This is a genomic window from Streptomyces halobius (genome assembly GCF_023277745.1).
GTDB lineage: Bacteria > Actinomycetota > Actinomycetes > Streptomycetales > Streptomycetaceae > Streptomyces > Streptomyces halobius.
In genome coordinates, this window is record NZ_CP086322.1 from 7625809 (window position 1) to 7646503 (window position 20695).

A 20695-nucleotide genomic window follows, 5' to 3' on the forward strand; every position below is an offset into this window, starting at 1 on the left:
TGGCCACGTGCATAGAGGCCCCAGCCATCTCCACCGCCCCAGCCATCTCCACCACCCCACTCATCTCAGCCACCCACTCATCTCAGAAGTGCCGCGTCAGCCCCGACGCCGTCACCTTCCGCTCCTGCTCCTCCGTGTCGCCCTTGGTCAGCAGCAGCAATGCATGCCGCCGGGCCAGCTCGGCCAGCGTCTCCGCCACCCCGGGAATCAGCTCCACCCGGTGCCCGTCGAACGCCGCCGCCCACCGGGAGATGCGCGCGGACTCCTCGGCCGTCACCGTCCGCCCCCGCAGCCGCGCGACACACTCCCCGAGGCTGCGCAGAAACACCTTGCTGCCATACCCGTGCGTCACGGCATTCGCCGCCTCGATCTCGTCGAGCACGGCCCGTACCCCGCCCCGGTCGAGCCCGGGACGCGTCATCCACTCCAGAAACTCGTCGATGACCCGCTCGAAGATCACGTTGTTCTCCCACAACGTGTCGTCAGCATCGAAGATCAGCACCCGCCGCCCCTCTCGCACTCCGTAAAACCACGCGCACCCTACGCAGGGGCAGCGCTGGGGCGCATCGCAAATATGGGGCGGTGGCGGGAGCACGGAACGGCGCCGGGAGGCGGCGCGCAGACACGAAAGAGGCCCCCGCGAGGTCTTCGCGAGGGCCTTCCTGGTGTCCGAGGGGGGACAACACGCACCATACGCACATGCCGGTGATGCGGGGCGAATTGCGATTGCCGTAGCCACCGGTTCGAAGCTTAGGCAGGAGCCACAGAACATGGCTGGTCGTGCGCACGGCGCTGACCTGAGCATTTGCGCCACGGTTGCCGTCGAGGGGCGAAGTCGGCTGGTGCCGCTTGCTCCGAACGTGAACGAGGTCTGTACCGGGGTGAGATGCGGGACAAGGTGATGGGCTGGCGCATCGCGGCCACCACCGCGGGCGGCTTCGCCTACCCGCTCGCTGCCGGCGCGCTGGGCAACCACTCATGGCGCGCACCGTTCGTCATCTACCTCATCGGCCTGCCGCTGGGCGCCGCCACCCTGCTCGCCCTCCCCCAGGCCACCCCGGCAAGCGAGAACAGCCGCCAACCCAACGGGGCTCGGGGCGGTGCGGTGCGGCTGCTGCGCGAGCATCCCCTCGTACTGGCCTTATGCGGGCTGTGGGTGACGACTGCTGGGCTGATGATGGTGCTGGCGGTCTCGCTGCCGCGCCGCCTGGATCAGCTCGGCATCCACGACACCCTCATCGTCGCGCTGTACGGCACTGTGCTGTCCTCCGGTGCCGCCAGCCTGATCGGCCTCACCTACGCCAAGCTCACGGCCCGATGTGGCCATGTGACGTTGATGCGGATCGCGGCCGGAGCGTGGACGGCTGCGCTGTTGCTGTTCGCTGTTGCCGGGCACTGGGCGGTATTGCCGCTCGTGCCGGTGCTGACCGGGATCGGCAGCGGCATCACGATGCCCACGCTGACCGTCCTGGTCGATCGTGCGGCGCCCGCCGAAAAGCGAGGCACCGCAACCTCGTTGCAGGCCACCGCGCTGTTCGGTGGGCAGTTCGCCTCGCCCTTGGTGTTCGGGCCGCTGATCGACGCCACGTCGATCGCCACCGGCGCCCTGGTCGCCGCCACTGGCACCGGGGAATCCTGACCGTGCTGTTTCGGCTGCGGGAGCCGGATGCGCCGAGTGACGCAGCGGAGCAGGGCAAGGACGGTCCGCGCGAGGCTCCGGTCGGCGAACAGGCGTGACGTGGCGCCTGATGGCGCGGCACTCCGTGAATGAGGGGACGCACTCGCGCTCACTTTCCCGGTGCGTCGGCTGCCTCTCGGTGGTGCGGGGCGGGCAGTGTGAAGGCGGCCGTGCAGACGACCGCGATGGCCACGAACACCGCCCGGTAGGAGGCGGCCGTGCCGGCTGTAGTCGCGGCGACGGTGACCAGGGCGGCCAGGCCGACGGCGCCGCCGATCTGCCGGGTGGTGTTCATCAGCCCCGACGCCGCGCCGGCGTCCCGCTCGCTGATGCCGGAGGTGACCGTGGTGATGGGGGTGATCAGCAGGCCACCGCGGACGCCGCCATGGCCATCCTGTGCGCCTGCCTTGACCACTTGCCGCGCCGTACTTGCGGTGGGTACCACCAGTTGTCCGTGTCGTTGATCTGGACCGGGGCATCAGCCTCGCCGGCGAGCTCGGCCACGACCGCGTGACCTGGTCCGAAGGGGCCGCGCACCGCATCGTGAGGATCAGCAGTCCCGAAGGGCTGACCTTCCAGATCCGTGGCCCCGGCCAATGAAGTGGTGACGGATCGCGTCCTCATGTGGCCTGCGCCGCACGCAGGGGGCGGTCAAGCGGGTTCATTCAGCGCCGAGTCATGTAGAGGCCGAGTGCCTTGTGCAGGAATGTGTTGAGCGGGAAGTCCCATTCGCCGAGGTATTCGGCTGCCTGTCCGCCGGTGCCCGCCTTGAAGCGGAGCAGGCCGAGCAGGTGGTTGCTCTCGTCGAGGGTGTCGGTGATGCCCCGCAGGTCGTAGACGTGTGCGCCCAGCTCGTGGGCGTCGTTCATCATTCTCCACTGGATGGCGTTGCTGGGCTGGACTTCGCGGCTGCGGCTGGTCCGGTCGCGGACGGCAATTTCCTCGGGCGGCGTTGTCCACCCGCCTGGACTCAGCCTGTTGGGCCGGAAGCGGCGGGGCGGGGCTCACGGGTCATCAGGACAGCGAGGGCTGCTGCTGCGGGGAGTGCCGCGAGGGCGGTCAGCGCAGGGCCGTAGTGTCCGGTGAGGTCGTGGCCCATTGAGACCGCGAGAGGGCCGAAGGCGCTGGCGGCGATGGTGATGGTGTGGGCGCTGCCGCGGATGGCGCCGAGGTGGGCGGTGCCGAAGTAGCGGGGGTAGGTGGCGGATTCGACGGCGCGGAGCAGGCCGTTGGAGGTGCCGAGGAGCACGCCGTATCCGATGGCCGCCCAGCCGGGTGTGACGAGCCGGGCGGAGAGTACGCCGCAGGCCAGAACGGTCATGGCGACCAGCAGGATGACCTTGGGCGGCAGTCGGTCGATGAGGGCGCCTGCGGCGAGGGTGGCCAGCAGGGCCGCCGCGGTCTGCGGCAGGAAGTTGGCGGCGGCCTCGGCCGGGGTGAGTCCGCGTTCGCCAAGCAGGGCTATCTGGTGGAAGTTCAGGCCGGTGGTGAGCATGCTGCTGGCGGCAAGGCAGGCGGCTACCGCCCAGAAGGCTCCGGTGCGCAGTGCCTTGCGCAGGGGCCAGCCGGTGAGTGGGGCGTCGGTGGGGGCGCCGTCAGTGGGGGTGACGCCGTCGACGTGCTGGCCGAGGTCGGCGGGCCGGTTGCGGATGCCGAACAGGGCGAGGGGGATGACGATCAGCCAGACGGCGATGCCTTCGATCGCCCATGCCTGGCGCCAGCCGTAGTCGGAGACCAGGCGTTCGATGAGGACCGGGGCGAGGGAGATTCCGGCGGTGCCGATGGCGCTGGTGATACCGAGGGCCAGGCCGCGGCGCTTGTCGAACCAGTAGGCGACCGTGGTAGTGGCGACCAGGGACAGTGCTCCCTGTCCGGCCATACGGATGCCGATGAACCCGGCGGTCAGGCCGACGACGCCGGTCACGAAGGACAGGGCGAGCAGGATCGCGCCGAAGACGGCGCCTATGGCGGCGATCACCCGTCGGGGGCCGTAGCGGTCGATGGCGCGGCCGACGAGAGGCATCGCGCAGGCGCCGACGAGCGTGCCGACGAGATACGCGGTGGAGACCTGAGTGCGGTTGATGCCGAGGTCCGCGATGAGCGGGTCGATGAAGACCGAGACACCGGTGGTCTGGCCCGGCGCCGTCATCGCCGTGGCCAGTGCGCTGTAGGCAACGATGCGCCAGCCGTGGAAACGTCGGCCGGTGGCGTGCGCGACGGGCGGCGGGTGTGGAGTGTTGGCAGCGGGAGTGGTCTTCGCGTGCCGGCTCAGTGTTCCTCCTACCGAATGCCCCGTCGTCCCAGCGGGGCAGGTGGCGCGGCCGGACTCCGGGCTCGTCAGGGCATTGTCCCGAACTCGGCCCGCGCGCTGAAGACCGCCCACCCTCAAGAGGGCTGCGGGAAGCGCGCGGGCGGGGAGGGGGCTTGTCAGGGCATGATCCCCGGGCCCGGCCCGCGCGCTGAAGACCGCCCCTTCCCGCCATCCGTGGTCGGCGGTAAGGGGCGGCCGGTCTGTCAGTGGCCGGCGGTGAGCTGGCCGGCGAGCTTGTCGTGCATCTCGGCGCTGGGCTCGTTGAGGCCGATGATCGTGACCTTCTTGCCGCGTTCCTTGTACTTCGTCTCTATCGCGTCCAGGGCCGCGACGGAGGAGGCATCCCAGATGTGGGCGTCGGTCAGGTCGATGACGACGTCGTCCGGGTCGTCCTTGTAGTTGAACTGGTAGACGAGGTCGTTGGACGAGGCGAAGAACAGCTCGCCGGTGACCGCGTAGACGACCTGGTTGCCGTCGGGGTCGAGGACGCCCGAGACGTTGGCGAGGTGGGCGACGCGCTTGGCGAAGATGACCATCGCCACGATGCAGCCGACGACGACGCCGATGGCGAGGTTGTGGGTGGCGACCACGCAGGCGACAGTGAGGACCATGACGGTGGTCTCGCCGATGGGCATCCGCTTCAGCGTCTTCGGCTGGATGGAGTGCCAGTCGAAGGTGCCGACCGAGACCAGGATCATCACGGCGACCAGCGCGGCCATCGGGATGTCGGAGACGACCGGACCGAACACCACGACGAGGATGATCAGGAAGACACCGGCGAGGAAGGTAGAGAGCCGGGTGCGGGCACCGGCGGTCTTCACGTTGATCATCGTCTGGCCGATCATGGCGCAGCCGCCCATGCCGCCGAAGAAGCCGGTGACGATGTTGGCGACGCCCTGGCCGATCGACTCACGGGTCTTGTTGGAGTGGGTGTCGGTGATGTCGTCGACCAGCTTGGCGGTCATCAGCGACTCCATCAGCCCGACCAGCGCGAAGGCGAAGGCGTACGGGGCGATGGTGGTCAGGGTGTCGAGGGTGAAGGGCACGTCGGGCAGGCCCGGGACCGGCAGCGAGGAGGGCAGCTTGCCCTTGTCGCCCACGGTCGGCACGGCGATCCCGGCGGCCACGGTGATGACGGTCAGGATGACGATGGAGACCAGCGGGGCCGGCACGGCCTTGGTGATCTTCGGGAAGAACACCATCAGTGCCAGACCGCCGATGATCAGCGGGTAGACGGGCCAGGGAACGTCGTGCATCTCGGGCACCTGGGCCATGAAGATCAGGATGGCGAGGGCGTTGACGAAGCCGACCATCACCGACCGGGGCACGAACCGCATCAATTTGGCCACGCCCAGCGCACCGAGTGCGACCTGGATGAGGCCGCCGAGGATGACGGCGGCGATGAGGTAGCCGAGCCCGTACTCATGGTTGAGAGGGGCGATGACCAGGGCCATCGCGCCGGTGGCGGCGGAGATCATGGCCTTGCGACCGCCCACCACGGATATCACCACGGCCATGGTGAAGGACGCGAAGAGGCCGATGGCCGGGTCCACGCCGGCGATGATCGAGAAGGAGATGGCCTCGGGGATCAGTGCCAGGGCCACCACCAGGCCGGCCAGCACCTCGGTACGGAAGACCTTGGGAGAGGCGAGCCAGTCGGGCTTGGACATGCGCAGCTTGGGGACAGCGGACAGCGGTGAAGACATGCAACCGTTTCTGTTCGGGCACACGCATCCACCTGCGGGATGCACGCGCGTCGTACTCGACTCCACAAGGGGGTGGAATCCCCGGCGGCCCGGCCTCAACGGGGGCCCTGCCGGTGGGAGTGGCAGCCACTGCGGCTGCCGGTCGGGCATCATTACCCGGAAGTCTGCGGGCGCCTGCAAGCCCCGTCGGGGCCCGCATTGGCGGGGGCGGCCCTGGCTGCGCCTTTACAGTGTGGCTGCCCTCGTCAAAGACTCTACCCTGACGTGAAGGCAGGGTGCGACCTGCGGCTTGTGAAATGCAGGTAAAGAAGCCCACGGATCATGTGATTCCAGACACGTATGCTGGAGCACTTCGACTGGTGGACATGCGGCGGAACGCAGAAGGAGAAGGCGCGACGATGGGTGAGCGGCAGATGCAGATCGGGGAAGTTGCCGAGCGGACCGGTTTGTCGCTGCGTACGATCCGCCACTACGAGGAAGTCGGCCTTGTGGCCCCGTCCGCGCGGAGCAAGGGCGGCTTCCGCCTCTACACCGAAGCCGACGTCGAGCGTTTGATGGTCATTCGGCGCATGAAGCCGCTGGACTTCTCGCTGGAGGAGACGCGGGACCTGCTGGAGATCACAGACCGCATCGCCGCCACCGACGACCCGCCCACGGGAGAGGAGCGGGAGCGGCTGCGCGAGCGTCTCGACTCCTATCGCAAGGTGGCCGACGCGCGCTGCGAGACGCTGCGCGCCCAGCTGATGGCCGCCGAGGACTTCGCCGCCACCCTCCGCCGTCGGCTCGGCACAGAGAGCTGACGACGGAGGGGGAGGAGCGATCCTGGCCCTCCGTGGGTGGGCGCCCCCTTCAGTAGGCCCACCAGCGGCCCGAGTCGCTTTGCCGCGCCCATCGTGTGATGCCGTCCTCGCCGATCGTGCGCACGTGGGCGCTGTCGAGTCGGTGGGCTTTGATGAGGCAGATGCGGGACCAATTGCCGCGGGCGTCCACGTCCTCGAAGGCCACGTCCCCCTCGTCGGTGCGGGTGGCTCGCCCGGCGGTGAGGATCATCTCGGAGCCGTCGGTCAGTTTCACCATGAACGTTCCCATCGGCGTTCTCATCCTTCTTGGCGTGGGCTGCCCCTGGTCGTGATCTTGGCGTGGGCTGTCTCTGGTTGTGCGACGCATCCTGCCCCGACGGGCAGAGGGCTGCTTCAGTAGCACCACCAGGTGCCATCGGGCGGCTGTGGAATCCAGTGATAGCCGCCGCCGTCGGCGGGGCCGCGCCGGAAGACGGCCGTCACCACATCCGCCCGATACGTCTGCACCCGCTCGGACTTGCCTTGCTGATCGGTGCGTTCCAGCACGATCTCGCCGGACGCCGTGCGCCCGAGGGCGTCCGCCTCCAGCACGGCGTCCTCGCCGTGAGCGAGTTGCAGCATGAAGAGGGCCATTGCCTGTGCTCCGTGCCGCTCAGAGTCCGACGGGGATCGCGGGGAGGTCCTCCCAGACCTGCCGCAGTTCCGTGTAGCGGCGGTCGGGCGGCAGCTGTTCGAGCACCTTGCGGACCTCGGGGCGGGCGCCGGACGCCCCGAGGAGCAGATCGTGTGTGCTCAACGCGCTGTTCGCGAAGAGCGGGGACAGGTGGTCGGCGATTTCCCTACGGGTGACGTCATCAGTCATGAAAAGACTCCCAGTTGGCGAGTGCGCGCCTGAACGGTTGGCTGCGCGGGCGAAGGTCACGGCAGCCCCGACGGGCGGCTCCTTCACCGGCCCCGGGCGGTGGCGAGGGAATGGATCCGCCGGTGCCCGGGAACGGCTTGGAAGCAGGCCGACCAGGTCGGCGAGCAACGTTACTCTAACGCAAGGGTAGAGTGGGAATGCAAGTCTCGCTTTCCGTGACCAACACCCCTGCACTCTCACGTGCTGGTAAGTCGCAGCGGAACCCTCTCCGGCTAGGCACTCTCACGCCACGTGAGGATAGGCTGGGGGCCGTCGGCGCAGTGGAGTGGACCGGTGAGGCGTCGACGCGGCGGTCCCGGTGCGTTCTCCGGTCGGGCCGGGGCCGCGCCTCTCGGTCGTCGCCTGTTGCCTCGTTTCAGGGGTGGAGCAGGTGCAGGCGGCCGGGCATCGGCTCCAGGCGCAGCGGGGCGCGCACAGAAAGCGGGTGCCCCGACTCGGAGGGACGGCGAGGCCGCGCTTCTGCAGAGTTGGAAGAGGGGCCCGCGAGACCGGAACGGGGTCAGGGCAGGACGCCGGTCTCGCGGGCGGCGGCGACGTGACCGCCCCGGGTGTGCCGCAACGCGCCGCCCAGGTGGCCCGGGGCGGGACGCCTGGCAGCTCTCCCGACCTCGCATCCCTAACCTAGCGCGAGAGTTGGCAACTTGTGAATTCCGCCCTGAGCAAGGCTGTTGGAATTCAGACCCTTACGTTGCCCTAGAGTTATTTTCTGTGTCGGTCGATCCACTGGACAGGTTCGTCGGCGCGGCGGCCCCGGTAGGTCCTCCACCCGACGATGGCCGGGGCCGCCTCCCTTGCTGTCTCAGTCGCCCGTTCGGCGGAGTTTCGCGGCGGGGTCGGAGGTGAGCCAGCCGCGGGCGCCCCAGAAGTCGACGGCCCGCAGGATGGTGTCCAGGGCGCGCTGCGCGCCTGCGCTGTCGCGGTCGTTCCAGTGTCCGTCGCACCAGGCGGCCAGTGCGTCGGCGGCGTCGGGTGCGTCCAGGACGCCGAGCCGGTTGTAGGAGCCGAGGTGGGTGCCGAGCAGCAGCATGGCGGTGTGGTCGACCTCGCCGGAGGCTTCGGCGAGGAAGGCGGCGATCGCCTGCCGCACGGTGGGCACGGCGGAGGGGGCCGGGCGGGGGCGGCTGCGCGCCGCCCGGGGCTGCGTGGGCGGGGTGGTGGGCTGCGCAGGGCGCTTGGGCGGTTTCGGTGCCGGGGGCGGTGTCGGGGCGGGTGGTGCGGCGGGCTGCGGGGGCGGTGTGGTGGTGGGTGCCGGATGCGGCTTGGGCTGCACCGTGGGCCGCTCGCCGCGTCCGTAGAGGCAGATGGAGACGTAGTCGCCGGGGACCGGTGTGTTCTGGGCGATGGAGGTCTCCAGGGCCTCGGCGTCGCAGGTGCGGCACAGCGGTACCTCGCGCCAGCCGATGATGGACAGCTGGGTGCCGCGCGAGTGGCGGGTCATCGCCTGCGGCCGTTCCATGATGTCCTGGCCGCCGCAGCCCGCACAGCGGGGAGCGCCCCGCATCCACTGGGCGCCGCACGACAGGCAGGTGACCCGGATGTCGCCCTCGCAGGGCTCTCCGCGCAGCTCCTCCCCCTCCCCGCACGACGGACACTGCGCCACACCCGTCATGGGCCCTTCCCTCCCGGCTGCCTTGTCCGAGCCTCATCCGACTGAGCGAGCCACTCAAGTCTACCCTAACGTTAGAGGAGGCTCCGGGTGGCTCCGTGGCGGTCGCCGCTCGGCCTTGCGCGGCCTGCCCTATTCGTGTGCGGCCCCTATTCGTGTGCGGCGAGGAGTGGTTCGAGGCGGGCGTCGGGGAATTCCCGCTCGAAGGAGTTGGTCTGCCAGCGGTCCGGGAACAGCGCGAGGAGCGCCTTGTCGCGGATGCGGGTCAGCGCCTCGCCCCTGACGAGCCGGGAGCGGTTGAGGGCTTCGGCCCCGGCCGCGTCGGTGGCCCGTGCCAGGCGGTACGGAAGGGTCTCCAGTCGTACGGGGGCGGAGAATTCGCCCGCCATCCGCGCGGAGACGACATCGAACTGCATCGGTCCCACCGCGGCGAGCACCGGCGCCTGGTCCCCGCGGACGTCGGACACCAGGACCTGCACCACGCCCTCCTCGTCCAGCTGGGCGATGCCGCGCCGGAACTGTTTGGAGCGGCCGATGTCGACCGGGCGTACGACGGCGAAGTGCTCGGGCGCGAAGGTGGGCATGGGCGGGAAGAGGGCCGGCTTTCCGTCGTAGAGGGTGTCGCCGACGCGCAGGGCGGTGGCGTTGACCAGGCCGACCACATCCCCGGGGTAGGCGGTGTCGACCATGGAGCGGTCCTGCCCGAAGACGCTGTGTGCGTACTTGGTGGCGAACGGCTTGCCGGAGGCGGCGCGGGTGACGGTCGCGCCGCGTTCGAAGACGCCCGAGCACACGCGCAGGAACGCGATCCGGTCGCGGTGGGAGGGGTCCATGTTCGCCTGCACCTTGAACACCAGGCCGGAGAAGGGCGCGTCGACCGGGCGGCTGCCGCCGCCCTCCACTTCGCGCGCACCCGGCGGTGGGGCGAGGTCGACGACGGCGTCCAGCAGCAGTCGTACGCCGATGTTGGAGATCGCCGCGCCGAAGAAGACCGGGGTGGAGGTGCCGGCGAGGAACGAGGCGCGGTCGAACTCGGCCCCGTCGGCCTGCAGCAGCTGGAGTTCCTCGGTGGCCTGCTCCCAGTCGGCTCCTTCCTCGAAGGCGGCCTGCTCGGCCGGGATCGGCTCCTCGACCGCCTCGTGTGTGCCGCCGGGGGCGCGGGTGTAGCGCAGCATCCGGCCGGGTGAGTTCACGTCGACCAGGCCGCGCAGATATCCGGCGCTGCCGACCGGCCAGGTGACCGGAGCGGGCTTGAGGCGGAACTCCCGCTCGATCTCGTCCAGCAGCTCCAGCGCCTCGCGCCCCGGACGGTCCCACTTGTTGACGAACGTGATCACCGGGATGCCGCGATGCCGGCAGACGTCGAAGAGCTTGCGGGTCTGCTCCTCCAGGCCCTTGGCGGCGTCGATGAGCATGACCGCGCAGTCCACCGCCGCCAGCACCCGGTAGGTGTCCTCGGAGAAGTCGGCGTGACCGGGGGTGTCCAGCAGATTGAGCACGCAGCCACGGTGGGCGAACTGCAGGACAGCGGAGGTGACGGAGATGCCGCGGGCCTTCTCCATCTCCATCCAGTCCGAGGACACCCCGCGCCGCCCGGACTTGCCGTGCACCGCGCCCGCCGACGTGATCGCGTGCGCGTGCAGAGCCAGGGCCTCGGTGAGTGTGGACTTGCCCGCGTCCGGGTGGCTGATCACGGCGAAGGTGCGCCGTCGGGCCGCCTCGCTCGCCGCCCGTCCCCAAGCTCTCAACTCCGTTCGAGCAGGGGAGCCCCCAATGCCCGTGGCGTTCACCGTGCCGCCTTCGAGACCACGACGGGGGCATCCAGCAGCTGGGCCAGATGTCCGTGCAGGGAACGGGCGAACTCCTCGGCCGCCCCCAGCTCCCGGCGCAGGTCCTCACACCGCGCATCGGCCTGCACCCAGTACTTCCGCAACCTCGTCACCAGCTCCTCGTACGCCTGCTCATCGGTCTCCGGCAACGGTCCGCCCGCGTCGGGCAGCTGCTCCAGGACGTCCAGCAGCGCCCGCACGTCCTCCAGACAGAAGCCGAGCGGACGCATCCTGCGCACCAGCGCCAGCCGTCGCACCTCCGCCTCCGTATAGAGCCGGAAGCCGCCCATGCTGCGTTCACTGGGGGCCACCACACCGACATCCTCGTAGTGGCGGATCGTGCGCAGGGACAGCCCCGTGCGCTCGGACACCTCGCCGATCTGCATCAGCCTTCCGCCCACGGCTCCACCGCCTCGCGTCGCTCGCCCGGCACCCTTGCCGACTACAAATCTACCGTGACGTTAGGGTAGGTTGACAATCGCTGCAACGAGGGCGGCTCCGACAGAGGCCGCCGTCGTCGTCAGGCGGCGCCGCCCCGTCGTCCCCCGAGGGGCGGCGCCGCCCCCAGACCATCACACGGGCGGGACCCGCTGCGCCGCCGACCGCCCGATACCGATCAGCAGTCCGTACCGCCGAGCCGCCGGCACCGGCATTCGGTCTTGGTGTGCCCACTTCTGGCGGCGACTGCCCCGGCTCGAACGCCGTCATCCGCTCCGGACGCGATCATCCCGACCGGGGGCGAGGGCAGGCTGAAGGCGCCCCGGCTATTCTCCGGCGCGGGGCTGCCGATCGTCGGCGTGCCGAAGATCACCGACAACGACATCACCGCGACCGATGTCACCTTTGGATCGGCACGGTCGTCGAGCTCGCACCGTCGCGATCGCCGTGAAGGGCGTCAAGCCCCGCGCGGCCACCCTGGCCTTCAGGGTGGCACGGACATCTACGGCCACGAGCGGCGAACGGGCATCGCCCGGCAGCTCTCCGTCGAGCCGGAGCAGCGCCTCGGCTGCGCAGCGTTGAGCCGGCTGGTTGTGCAAGCAGTGGATCACTTCGACACTCTTCGGTAGCGTCAGGGTATGAGTCATCCGCATCCAGAGCTGAAAGCCGCCCCGCCGCTGCCCGTCGGAGGGTTGAGGGTCGTCGCCCTTGGTGGCCTGGGTGAGATCGGCCGCAACATGACCGTCTTCGAGCACGCCGGCAAGCTGCTGATCGTCGACTGCGGGGTGCTGTTCCCCGAGGAGAATCAGCCCGGCGTGGACGTGATCCTGCCCGACTTCACCTCGATCCGGAAGCGGCTGGACGATGTCGTGGCCGTGGTGCTGACCCATGGTCACGAAGACCACATCGGCGGGGTGCCGTACCTGTTGCGTGAGCGGGCCGACATCCCCGTCGTCGGCTCGAAGCTGACGCTGGCGTTCTTGGAGGCCAAGCTCAAGGAGCACGGCATCAAGCCGCGTACGGCACGGGTACGCGAAGGGGACCGGCGCGGGTTCGGGCCCTTCGACTGCGAGTTCGTGGCGGTCAATCACTCCATCCCGGACGGTCTCGCGGTCGCCATCCGCACCGGTGCCGGGATGGTGCTGCACACCGGTGACTTCAAGATGGACCAGTTCCCCCTGGACGACCGCATCACCGACCTGCGCGCCTTCGCCCGCCTCGGCGAGGAAGGCGTCGACCTGTTCCTCACCGACTCCACCAACGCCGAGGTGCCCGGCTTCACCACATCCGAACGCGAGCTGAACCCCGCGATCGAACAGGTCCTGCGCACCGCCCCGCGACGGGTCATCGTCTCCAGTTTCGCCAGCCATGTGCACCGCATCCAGCAAGTGCTGGACGCCGCCCACCAGCACGGCCGCAAGGTCGCCTTCGTGGGCCGCTCCATGGTCCGGAACATGGGCATCGCCCGCGACCTCGGCTATCTGAACGTTCCACCCGGCCTGGTGGTCAGCGTCAAGGAACTCGAAAAGCTGCCGGAGAACAAGATCACGCTGGTGTGCACGGGTTCCCAGGGCGAGCCGATGGCCGCGCTGTCCCGTATGGCCAACCGCGACCATGTGATCCGTATCGGCAAGGGGGACACCGTCCTGCTCGCCAGCTCCCTGATCCCGGGCAACGAGACCGCCATCTACCGGGTGATCAACGGGCTGACCAGGTGGGGCGCGAACGTCGTCCACAAGGGCAACGCCAAGGTGCACGTCTCCGGGCATGCCAGCGCCGGCGAACTCGTCTACTGCTACAACATCGTCAAGCCCCGCAACGTCATGCCCGTGCACGGCGAGTGGAAGCACATGCGGGCCAACGCCGATCTGGCCGTCCGCACCGGAGTCGCCCCCGACCGGGTGGTGATCGCCGAGGACGGCGTCGTCGTCGACCTCGTCGACGGCCGCGCGTCGATCACCGGCAAGGTGCCCGCCGGCTACGTCTACGTGGACGGCATGGAGGTCGGCGGCGCCACCGAAGCGTCCCTGAAGGACCGACTGACGCTGGCGGAGGAAGGCGTGGTCACGGTCGTGGCGATCGTCGACGCCGACACGGGCGCCCTCGCCGAGACCCCCGACTTCCTGGCGCGCGGATTCGTCCACGACGACACCACCTTCGAGCCGGCCATCCCCGTGATCGAAAAGACCCTGGCCGCCGCGGCCGAGGAAGGCGTCGGCGAGGCGCACCAGCTCGAACAGCTCATCGCCCGCGCCGTGGCGGCCTGGGCGTTTCGGACCCACCGCCGCAAGCCCCTCATCATCCCCGTCATCATCGACGCCTGACCCCCGCCCGACGGTGCCCGAGAAAGGCGTACGGATGAGTGCACGCTTCGAGGAGGTCGACTGGCGCCCGACGCCCATGGGCGACCTCAACGTGCGCCGCCGGGGCCCGGTGACGTGCCGCACCGTGCACGGAGCGAAACTCGGCGACGAGTTCCTCATGTCCAGCCTGTTCACGGCGAAGGGCTGTTGACCGTGGTGCTCACCGTCGGCACCCGCCCAGGTTGCGCGTCTACTCTACTCTAACGTGACAGTAGATTCGACGCGGACAGCTGAACCGGAGAGGGCCTTGACGGACCTGCAGACGCGAGACGAGGAACAAGAGCAGCGGTACCTGGCCGAGACGGTGCGCCTGCTGAAGCGGGAGCTGGAGCGGCTCAGTGCCTCCATCGACCGGACCGCCAAGACCATCCAGGAGCAGAAGGAGTTCATGTGGGAGAACTGGCGTGACATGGACTTCGCCGAGAAGGCCGCCATGCGCACCGAGGTCAACACCTCCGTCGGTGTGGGCGACGGCGTCGTGACGGTGCGCCGGCATGTTGAGCGTCTGCTGGAATCGCCGTATTTCGGGCGCGTCGACTTCCGCAGGGCGGACGACGGGGAGGGGAAGGGCCACTACATCGGCGTCCATGACTTCTCGGACCCGGAGACCCAGGAGATCCTGATCCACGACTGGCGAGCCCCGGTCGCCAGCCTCTACTACGACTTCGAGTCGGGTGCCGCGCACTTCGAGGCCCCGACCGGGACCGTCCATGGAACGATCACGGGCAAACGCCAGTACAAGATCGTGGACGATCACCTTGAGTACATGTTCGACAGCGCGTTGACCATCGGCGACGAGGTGCTGCAGCGGGAGCTGAGCCAGTCCGCCGACGACAGGATGAAGAACATCGTCGCGACGATTCAGCGCGAGCAGAACGAGGTGATCCGCAACGAGACGGCGAAGGTGCTGATCCTTCAGGGCGTGGCGGGCTCCGGGAAGACGTCGATCGCCCTGCACCGGGTGGCGTTCCTGCTCTACCGCTTCAAGGACTCCCTGTCGTCCGACAACGTCATGATCCTTTCCCCCAACAAGGTCTTCGGCGACTACATCGCCAACGTCCTTCCCGAGCTCGGTGAGGAGCAGATCGCGGAGATCGACTTCGAGAAGATCGCCCACCGGTTTCTCGCCAAGGTGACGGAGTTCGAGACCTTCAGCGAGCAGGTGGTCAAGCTGCTCGACCGGGCGGACGACGCGGCGGCCGAGCGGATGCGCTTCAAGGCGACGCCGGAGTTCGTCACCCTGCTCGACGAGTGGCTCGACGCGCGCGGGGACGAGGACTTCACCCCGCGGCAGATCGAGCAGAGGAACAAGTGGCTGTCGGAGGAATGGGTCGCGGACGCCTTCGCGGCCTCGCGGGGCCTGCCCGTCTTCGCCCGCCTTGAGCTCCTCGCCGAGAGCGCCGCGAGCCGGCTGCGGCAGGAGGTGCTGGACAAGGGCGGCAGGTGGTCGGCGGCGGACAACAACGGCATCCGCAAGCAGGTGCGCGCCATGTTCCCGCACAAGGACGCGTTCGCCCTGTACAAGGCGTTCTACCAGGACCCTGAGCGCAAGGGCCTGTTCAAGCCGCTCGGCCGGAAGAAGATCGAGTATGCGGATGTCTTCCCGCTGGTCTACACCCTGATCAAGACGTTCCGGCAGGAGGGTTACGGTCGCATCCGGCACCTCCTGGTGGACGAGATGCAGGACTACACGCCCGTCCAGTACGCGGTGCTGCGTGAGCTGTTCTCCTGCAAGATGACGATCCTCGGGGACGCCAACCAGTCGGTGAACCCGCTCAGCTCCTCGTCGCTGCCGGTGATCCGCGACATCTTCCCGGAGGCGGACTGCCTGGAGCTGGTCGAGCGGCACCGGCAGAGCGAGTACCGCTCCCTCGGCATCGTCTGCAAGACGGTCGCGCAGGCGGAGGGGCTGTACCGAATCCTGTCGGCGGCGGGCGAAGACCTGGCCTTCCTCGACTACGAGAGCACGGAGTTCAGCGCCGGCACCGTCATCACCTCGGCGCACATCGCCAAGGGACTGGAATTCGACGCCGTGATCGTCCCGGACGTGGACCACACGAACTACGCCAACGAGATGGACAAGTGCATGCTCTACATCGCCTGCACCAGGGCCATGCACGAACTCCACCTGACCCACGCCGGGCCCCTCTCGCGCTTCTTGGAGTTCACCAAGGAGCCCGGAAGCCGTCCCAGCGTTGTCGACCCCCAGACGGCGGAGATGCCCGATCTCGCGACTGCTGCAGTGGGCTGACTCCGGCAAGGAGGAGCGCCGGCATATGCGTACCCCGTCTCAGGTGATGCTCGGCGAACCCCTGGGGGCAGAAGCGGGCCGCGACGGCCACGTTGACCTGGCCGTCGCCCCTACCGCACCCCCGGACCGCGGGCGCGGCCCGGCGACCGGGGCGGCGACCAGCTGGGCCGAAGTCCGCCCAGGACCGGTCGGTCCGCGGGCTGCCACCTCGTGAACCGCCGGGCCAACTGGCACATCTTCGTGGAGTTATACGGTGGCCGGCCGGTGCTCATGCGCATCGAAGCCGTCGTGGAGCATAGGGGCTGGGCTGTCGTACACGCCGAGGTGACGGAGGGGCCAGGGCGCCGGAATTGTGGCCCATCTCGGTGGGGAACCCCAGCCTGGAGACTCCAGGTGGTCGGGCCGTGAGCACCGAACAACTGCTCCACTCGGCGCACCATCAGGATTCCGTGTGCACACGGTCCGGCTTGGCAGAACCCCCATGTGGCGGTCAGCGCCGTGCCTCCGGTTTCGTTACGCCGCATCCTGGCCTGGACCTGGAGGTATCGCTGCCAGAACGTTAGAGAAACGTGGTGGTTTCAGTGGTAAACACAGGGCGACGGCGCCCCGAGGCGACCATGGTGGTGCCGGAGGAGCCGCCCGAGCTGCTGACAAAGGTGCAGGTCAGGGCCCTGCCCCGCGAGAAAGCAAGTCCCGGACGCACACGATCTTCACATGAACCCGACACGAACCCCCACGCCGCGACTCGGGAGAAACCCCAGGTCAGCGCGCTACTCCGCCGAGAGTTCGCACGCCCATTTCGAATACCTGGTCCACTCCTCATGCCAAAAGCCTGGTCAGCGCACTGACCAGGCTTTTGGCATGAGTGTCCGAGGGGGGACTTGAACCCCCACGCCCGATAAAGGGCACTAGCACCTCAAGCTAGCGCGTCTGCCATTCCGCCACCCGGACAAGGTGTCTGCCGTCCCGGCTGGGCCGTTCCGACGTGGAAAACAATAGCAAACCTTCAGGGGTGGTCGATCACCCGCACTTTCGGCCAGGCACGAGGCCGTGACCAGGGCATGTCGGGAATATTGCGGCCTTGGGCGCAGCGCTCCGGAGGTGGAGGATGGCGGTGGACCCTGCCGCGGTCCGTGCTCCTCGGGGAGCGCGACGCGGCCGTGAACCAAGAGGAGGCACTGTGAGCGAGCTCCGCGAGCGAACCGTCGAAAGGTGCGAGCCCCGCGAATGCGGTACCGAGCGAAGCGAGGTTCTGGCATGAGCGAGCTCCGCGAGCGAACCGTCGAAAGGTGCGAGCCCCGCGAATGCGGTACCGAGCGAAGCGAGGTTCTGGCATGAGCGAGTCGCAGCCGGCCCGTACGATCACCGGCGAGGACGAGGTCGTCGACCTGTGCCGGGACCTGATCAGGATCGACACCAGCAACTACGGCGACCACTCGGGTCCGGGTGAGCGGGCGGCCGCCGAGTATGTCGCGGAGAAGCTCGCCGAGGTCGGCCTGGAGCCGCGGATCTTCGAATCCCACGAGGGCCGCGCTTCGACCATGGCCCGGATCGAGGGCGAGGACCCGTCCCGCCCCGCGCTGCTCATCCACGGGCACACCGACGTCGTACCGGCAAACGCCGCCGACTGGACCCACCACCCCTTCTCCGGCGAGATCGCCGACGGCTGCCTCTGGGGCCGGGGCGCGGTCGACATGAAGGACATGGACGCGATGACGCTGGCCGTCATCCGTGACCGGATGCGCACGGGGCGTAAGCCGCCGCGCGACATCGTGCTGGCGTTCCTCGCCGACGAGGAGGCGGGCGGCACGTACGGCGCGCGCTATCTCGTCGACCACCACCCGGACCTCTTCGAAGGGGTGACCGAGGCGATCAGCGAGGTCGGCGGCTTCTCCTTCACCGTCAACGAGCAGCTGCGGCTCTATCTCGTCGAGACGGCGCAGAAGGGCATGCATTGGATGAAGCTGACCGTGGACGGCTCCGCCGGGCACGGATCGATGATCCACAAGGACAACGCCATCACCGAACTGTCCGAGGCCGTCGGCCGATTGGGGCGGCACGAGTTCCCGGTACGGATGACCAAGACCCTGCGGGCCTTCCTGGACGAGCTCGGGGACGCGCTGGGCACCGAGCTCGACCCGGAGAACATGGACGCCACGCTGGCCAAGCTCGGCGGTATCGCCAAGATGATCGGCGCCACGCTCAGGAACACCGCCAACCCGACGCAGCTGGGCGCCGGTTACAAGGTCAACGTCATCCCCGGGCAGGCGACCGCGCACGTGGACGGTCGCTTCCTGCCGGGGTACGAGGAGGAGTTCCTCGCCGACCTTGACCGGATCCTGGGCCCACGGGTGAAGCGCGAGGACGTGCACACCGACAAGGCGCTGGAGACCACCTTCGACGGCACCCTGGTCGACGCGATGCAGTCGGCGCTGCAGGCCGAGGATCCGATCGCGCGTGCCGTCCCGTACATGCTCTCCGGCGGTACGGACGCCAAGTCCTTCGACGACCTCGGGATCCGCGGCTTCGGCTTCGCGCCGCTGAAGCTGCCGCCGGAGCTGGACTTCGCGGGAATGTTCCACGGTGTGGACGAGCGAGTGCCGGTGGACGGACTGAAGTTCGGGGTGCGAGTACTCGACCGATTCATCGAGGCGAGTTGATGTGAACTGGCGAGCCGATGTGGCCGATGTGGGCTGATATGAGTGATGCGAGCTGATCGGGCTGACCGGAGCTGAGTCGCAGCCGAAGGCGGCGCGGATTTCCTGCTGTTCGCGCCTGCCGTTCGCGCTGCCGATCGTGCCTGCCGTTCGCGCCGACTTCGCCGAAAAGAGTGAACGTGGCGCTGAGCTCGTGGCTTCACCGGCGTTTTCCTCGTTGTCGTATATGCGGTCCGCGGCTGGGACCGCATTGCCAATGAGGAGGAACAATGATCAAGAAGGTCGTCGCTGCTACAGCCGTCGCCGGTGGTGTGGTGCTCGCCGGTGCGGGCCTGGCCGCTGCTGATGCGGGTGCTCAGGGCGCTGCCGTGCATTCCCCGGGAGTCGCCTCCGGCAACGTCGTCCAGGCGCCGGTCGGCGTTCCGATGAACGCCTGCGGCAACACGTCCTCTATCGTTGGGCTGCTGAACCCCGCCTTCGGCAACTACTGCGCAAACCACTGACGTTTGACGCCGTACTCGTATCCGTAAGGGGTTCTGGACACCTCTACCCGTAAGGGCTCTGGCCCGGTCCGGCTCCGGAATGTGTGTCATGCGTTCCGGAGCCTCTGGATATTTTCTGCGGACGGTTGCTTCTCTTCTCCGTGTATCTCTCATGACTCCACGGCGAGTTGTGCTCGCACGCATTCCGTAAAACATCAAGGCAGTTCCGTAAGGCATCAAGGCAGGGGAGGAATTTATGAGACAGGTCGCACGAAAGGGCCTGATCACGATGGCGGCCGCGGGCGGAGTGCTCGCCGCCGTCGGGGGCTACGCGCACGCGGACTCGGGGGCAAGCGGCAGCGCGGCGCATTCACCCGGTGTCGCGTCCGGCAACAACGTCCAGGCGCCGGTCGGCGTAGCGGTCAACGCCTGCGGCAACAGCGTCAACGTCGTCGGACTGCTCAACCCCACATTCGGGAACAAGTGCGCCCATGACAGCGGCGGCAAGCACCGCGGTCCGCAGAGCGGCGACCACCATGACCACCATGGCACGAGCGGCAAGAGTGGCAAGCATCGGAGCGGGCACAGTGGCCACAGCGGGCATCACGGCGCCGCGGCCTCGGGCAGCGCGGTGGATTCGCCCGGTGTCGCGTCCGGCAACAACGTCCAGGCGCCGGTCGGCGTAGCGGTCAACGCCTGCGGCAACAGCGTCGATGTCGTCGGACTGCTCAACCCCACATTCGGGAACGACTGCGGGAGCGACTCGTCGACGCTGCCGCCGACGGGCCCCGACTACCCGCAGCACCCCGGCGGGCACCACCCGCCCAAGGCGGAGCAGCCGGGAGACCCGGAGCAGCCGTCGGCCCCGGACCGGCCGTCGGATTCCGGACAGCCTTCGGCGCCGGAGCACCGCAACGGTCCGGACGCACCGGATGCCCCGGACGCCAGCGGCACTGCGGACACCCCCGGTGCCCCGGGGATGCGGCCGCAGGCCGAGTCCGCGCCGCGCTCCGAGCTCGTCACGACCCCCGGGGGGCCCAAGGCCCAGGCCAAGGGCGGCGAGCAGCTCGCGGACACCGGCGCCGGGACGATCGGATACGCCGTACCGGTGAGCGCCGGGATGCTGCTCGGCGGAGCGGTGCTCTACCGCCGGGCCCGCAGCGCGCGCAGGTGACGGAAGCCGCATAGCGCGCAGCACGCACAACGGAGGCAGTGCACACAACGGAGCGGGCCTCGCCACAACGAGGCACGCTCTGCTGTGCTCACACGGCCTGCTGTGTGCACGCGGTGCTGTGATCACATGGCTCCGGCCTGTGTTCACACGGCCCCGAGCCATGTCCGCACTGTTCTGGGTTGCGCTCACATGGCCCTGAGTCGTGTTCGCGAGGGTTTGAGCCATGTTCGCACCGGCCTGGAGCTCACCACGTGGCCCGGAGCTGTCGGATGATCCGGCGGCGCAGCCGCACCCGTCGGCTGCCGTCCGGGTTGAGGCGCAGTCGGTCCAACTCCCAGTGTCCGTACTCGGCATGGTCGGTCAGCAGGCGTGTGGCAGCCTTCCGGGACACCCCCCGGGGTACATACACATCGCAGAATTCGTATTCCGGCATCGCATCTATTGTGCGGGACCGGCCCTGGTACGGATAGCGTCTGCA

The 20695-nt window shown here is 68.7% G+C and carries 20 protein-coding genes, 1 tRNA gene and 2 pseudogenes; 10 read left to right on the forward strand and 13 right to left on the reverse strand.

Going from position 1 to position 20695, the window contains the following annotated elements:
- Positions 1-82 precede the first annotated feature (82 nt).
- Complete coding sequence (locus tag K9S39_RS34530; RefSeq protein ID WP_319949599.1) at positions 83-502, reverse strand: HAD family hydrolase; 420 nt, start codon at positions 500-502, stop codon at positions 83-85.
- A 303-nt stretch (positions 503-805) separates the two neighbouring features.
- Here K9S39_RS34530 and K9S39_RS34535 point away from each other — a divergent pair, with 303 nt between their 5' ends.
- A complete protein-coding gene (locus K9S39_RS34535) occupies positions 806-1639 on the forward strand; it encodes an MFS transporter (protein WP_406708067.1) in 834 nt (277 codons plus the stop codon).
- A gap of 148 nt (positions 1640-1787) precedes the next feature.
- Here K9S39_RS34535 and K9S39_RS34540 read toward each other — a convergent pair whose 3' ends face one another.
- From K9S39_RS34540 to K9S39_RS34555, 4 genes and pseudogenes are all read right to left on the reverse strand, one after another.
- The gene (locus K9S39_RS34540) at positions 1788-2093 is read right to left on the reverse strand and encodes a hypothetical protein (protein ID WP_248867242.1); all 306 of its coding nucleotides are present in this window, start codon (positions 2091-2093) and stop codon (positions 1788-1790) included.
- Between the two features lie 250 nt (positions 2094-2343).
- Positions 2344-2598, reverse strand: a pseudogene (locus K9S39_RS34545) (peptidoglycan bridge formation glycyltransferase FemA/FemB family protein); the annotation flags it as partial.
- Positions 2599-2648: 50 nt separating this feature from the next.
- Complete coding sequence (locus tag K9S39_RS34550; protein WP_248867243.1) at positions 2649-3827, reverse strand: MFS transporter; 1179 nt, start codon at positions 3825-3827, stop codon at positions 2649-2651.
- A gap of 365 nt (positions 3828-4192) precedes the next feature.
- Positions 4193-5695, reverse strand: a complete 1503-nt coding sequence (locus tag K9S39_RS34555; protein ID WP_248867244.1) for a SulP family inorganic anion transporter — start codon at positions 5693-5695, stop codon at positions 4193-4195.
- Between the two features lie 398 nt (positions 5696-6093).
- Here K9S39_RS34555 and K9S39_RS34560 point away from each other — a divergent pair, with 398 nt between their 5' ends.
- On the forward strand, positions 6094-6495 hold the full coding sequence (locus K9S39_RS34560) for a MerR family transcriptional regulator (RefSeq protein WP_248867245.1): 402 nt from the start codon (positions 6094-6096) through the stop codon (positions 6493-6495).
- A 49-nt stretch (positions 6496-6544) separates the two neighbouring features.
- Here K9S39_RS34560 and K9S39_RS34565 read toward each other — a convergent pair whose 3' ends face one another.
- The 6 genes from K9S39_RS34565 to K9S39_RS34590 all read right to left on the reverse strand — a co-directional run bounded on the left by K9S39_RS34565 (position 6545) and on the right by K9S39_RS34590 (position 11253).
- Positions 6545-6784 (reverse strand): hypothetical protein, encoded by a 240-nt coding sequence (locus tag K9S39_RS34565; protein WP_248867246.1) that lies wholly within the window; start codon positions 6782-6784, stop codon positions 6545-6547.
- Between the two features lie 104 nt (positions 6785-6888).
- Complete coding sequence (locus K9S39_RS34570; RefSeq protein WP_248867247.1) at positions 6889-7128, reverse strand: hypothetical protein; 240 nt, start codon at positions 7126-7128, stop codon at positions 6889-6891.
- Positions 7129-7147: 19 nt separating this feature from the next.
- On the reverse strand, positions 7148-7357 hold the full coding sequence (locus tag K9S39_RS34575) for a hypothetical protein (protein WP_248867248.1): 210 nt from the start codon (positions 7355-7357) through the stop codon (positions 7148-7150).
- 859 nt (positions 7358-8216) lie between these two features.
- On the reverse strand, positions 8217-9026 hold the full coding sequence (locus K9S39_RS34580) for a hypothetical protein (protein ID WP_248867249.1): 810 nt from the start codon (positions 9024-9026) through the stop codon (positions 8217-8219).
- Positions 9027-9172: 146 nt separating this feature from the next.
- A complete protein-coding gene (locus K9S39_RS34585) occupies positions 9173-10771 on the reverse strand; it encodes a peptide chain release factor 3 (protein WP_248862758.1) in 1599 nt (532 codons plus the stop codon).
- 38 nt (positions 10772-10809) lie between these two features.
- Positions 10810-11253 carry a MerR family transcriptional regulator gene (locus K9S39_RS34590; RefSeq protein WP_248862757.1) on the reverse strand — a complete coding sequence of 148 codons (444 nt, stop codon included), beginning with the start codon at positions 11251-11253 and terminating at the stop codon, positions 10810-10812.
- Between the two features lie 315 nt (positions 11254-11568).
- Between K9S39_RS34590 and K9S39_RS43165 the strand changes: the two are divergent.
- The 5 genes and pseudogenes from K9S39_RS43165 to K9S39_RS34615 all read left to right on the forward strand — a co-directional run.
- Positions 11569-11697 (forward strand): annotated as a pseudogene (locus K9S39_RS43165) (6-phosphofructokinase); the annotation flags it as partial.
- 231 nt (positions 11698-11928) lie between these two features.
- Positions 11929-13614, forward strand: coding sequence for a ribonuclease J (locus tag K9S39_RS34600; RefSeq protein ID WP_248862756.1), 1686 nt, complete (start codon positions 11929-11931; stop codon positions 13612-13614).
- 34 nt (positions 13615-13648) lie between these two features.
- Positions 13649-13804: a hypothetical protein gene (locus K9S39_RS34605; protein WP_319949600.1), complete on the forward strand. Its 156-nt coding sequence runs from the start codon at positions 13649-13651 to the stop codon at positions 13802-13804.
- Between the two features lie 96 nt (positions 13805-13900).
- A complete protein-coding gene (locus K9S39_RS34610) occupies positions 13901-15904 on the forward strand; it encodes a HelD family protein (protein ID WP_248867250.1) in 2004 nt (667 codons plus the stop codon).
- A 25-nt stretch (positions 15905-15929) separates the two neighbouring features.
- Complete coding sequence (locus K9S39_RS34615; RefSeq protein ID WP_248867251.1) at positions 15930-16118, forward strand: hypothetical protein; 189 nt, start codon at positions 15930-15932, stop codon at positions 16116-16118.
- Between the two features lie 652 nt (positions 16119-16770).
- Here the strand turns inward: K9S39_RS34615 and K9S39_RS34620 are convergent.
- Positions 16771-16855 (reverse strand) — tRNA-Leu (locus tag K9S39_RS34620).
- A 383-nt stretch (positions 16856-17238) separates the two neighbouring features.
- On the opposite strand from K9S39_RS34620, the gene K9S39_RS34625 reads away from it, so the two are divergent.
- The 3 genes from K9S39_RS34625 to K9S39_RS34635 all read left to right on the forward strand — a co-directional run bounded on the left by K9S39_RS34625 (position 17239) and on the right by K9S39_RS34635 (position 20217).
- On the forward strand, positions 17239-18564 hold the full coding sequence (locus K9S39_RS34625; protein ID WP_248867253.1) for a M20/M25/M40 family metallo-hydrolase: 1326 nt from the start codon (positions 17239-17241) through the stop codon (positions 18562-18564).
- 266 nt (positions 18565-18830) lie between these two features.
- Complete coding sequence (locus K9S39_RS34630; protein ID WP_248867254.1) at positions 18831-19064, forward strand: chaplin; 234 nt, start codon at positions 18831-18833, stop codon at positions 19062-19064.
- Between the two features lie 235 nt (positions 19065-19299).
- Positions 19300-20217, forward strand: a complete 918-nt coding sequence (locus tag K9S39_RS34635) for a chaplin (RefSeq protein ID WP_248867256.1) — start codon at positions 19300-19302, stop codon at positions 20215-20217.
- 244 nt (positions 20218-20461) lie between these two features.
- Here K9S39_RS34635 and K9S39_RS34640 read toward each other — a convergent pair whose 3' ends face one another.
- Positions 20462-20650: a DUF5703 family protein gene (locus K9S39_RS34640; protein ID WP_018537156.1), complete on the reverse strand. Its 189-nt coding sequence runs from the start codon at positions 20648-20650 to the stop codon at positions 20462-20464.
- Positions 20651-20695: the final 45 nt, after the last annotated feature.

Bases quoted from the DNA above. Each gene is read 5' to 3' on its own strand.
- K9S39_RS34640 (WP_018537156.1), bottom strand. From the start codon at position 20,650: ATGCCGGAATACGAATTCTGCGATGTGTATGTACCCCGGGGGGTGTCC.
- K9S39_RS34605 (WP_319949600.1), top strand. From the start codon at position 13,649: ATGAGTGCACGCTTCGAGGAGGTCGACTGGCGCCCGACGCCCATGGGC.
- K9S39_RS34635 (WP_248867256.1), top strand. From the start codon at position 19,300: ATGAGACAGGTCGCACGAAAGGGCCTGATCACGATGGCGGCCGCGGGC.
- K9S39_RS34555 (WP_248867244.1), bottom strand. From the start codon at position 5,695: ATGTCTTCACCGCTGTCCGCTGTCCCCAAGCTGCGCATGTCCAAGCCC.
- K9S39_RS34615 (WP_248867251.1), top strand. From the start codon at position 15,930: ATGCGTACCCCGTCTCAGGTGATGCTCGGCGAACCCCTGGGGGCAGAA.
- K9S39_RS34600 (WP_248862756.1), top strand. From the start codon at position 11,929: ATGAGTCATCCGCATCCAGAGCTGAAAGCCGCCCCGCCGCTGCCCGTC.
- K9S39_RS34625 (WP_248867253.1), top strand. From the start codon at position 17,239: ATGAGCGAGTCGCAGCCGGCCCGTACGATCACCGGCGAGGACGAGGTC.
- K9S39_RS34580 (WP_248867249.1), bottom strand. From the start codon at position 9,026: ATGACGGGTGTGGCGCAGTGTCCGTCGTGCGGGGAGGGGGAGGAGCTG.
- K9S39_RS34630 (WP_248867254.1), top strand. From the start codon at position 18,831: ATGATCAAGAAGGTCGTCGCTGCTACAGCCGTCGCCGGTGGTGTGGTG.
- K9S39_RS34565 (WP_248867246.1), bottom strand. From the start codon at position 6,784: ATGGGAACGTTCATGGTGAAACTGACCGACGGCTCCGAGATGATCCTC.
- K9S39_RS34550 (WP_248867243.1), bottom strand. From the start codon at position 3,827: ATGACGGCGCCGGGCCAGACCACCGGTGTCTCGGTCTTCATCGACCCG.
- K9S39_RS34560 (WP_248867245.1), top strand. From the start codon at position 6,094: ATGGGTGAGCGGCAGATGCAGATCGGGGAAGTTGCCGAGCGGACCGGT.
- K9S39_RS34570 (WP_248867247.1), bottom strand. From the start codon at position 7,128: ATGGCCCTCTTCATGCTGCAACTCGCTCACGGCGAGGACGCCGTGCTG.
- K9S39_RS34575 (WP_248867248.1), bottom strand. From the start codon at position 7,357: ATGACTGATGACGTCACCCGTAGGGAAATCGCCGACCACCTGTCCCCG.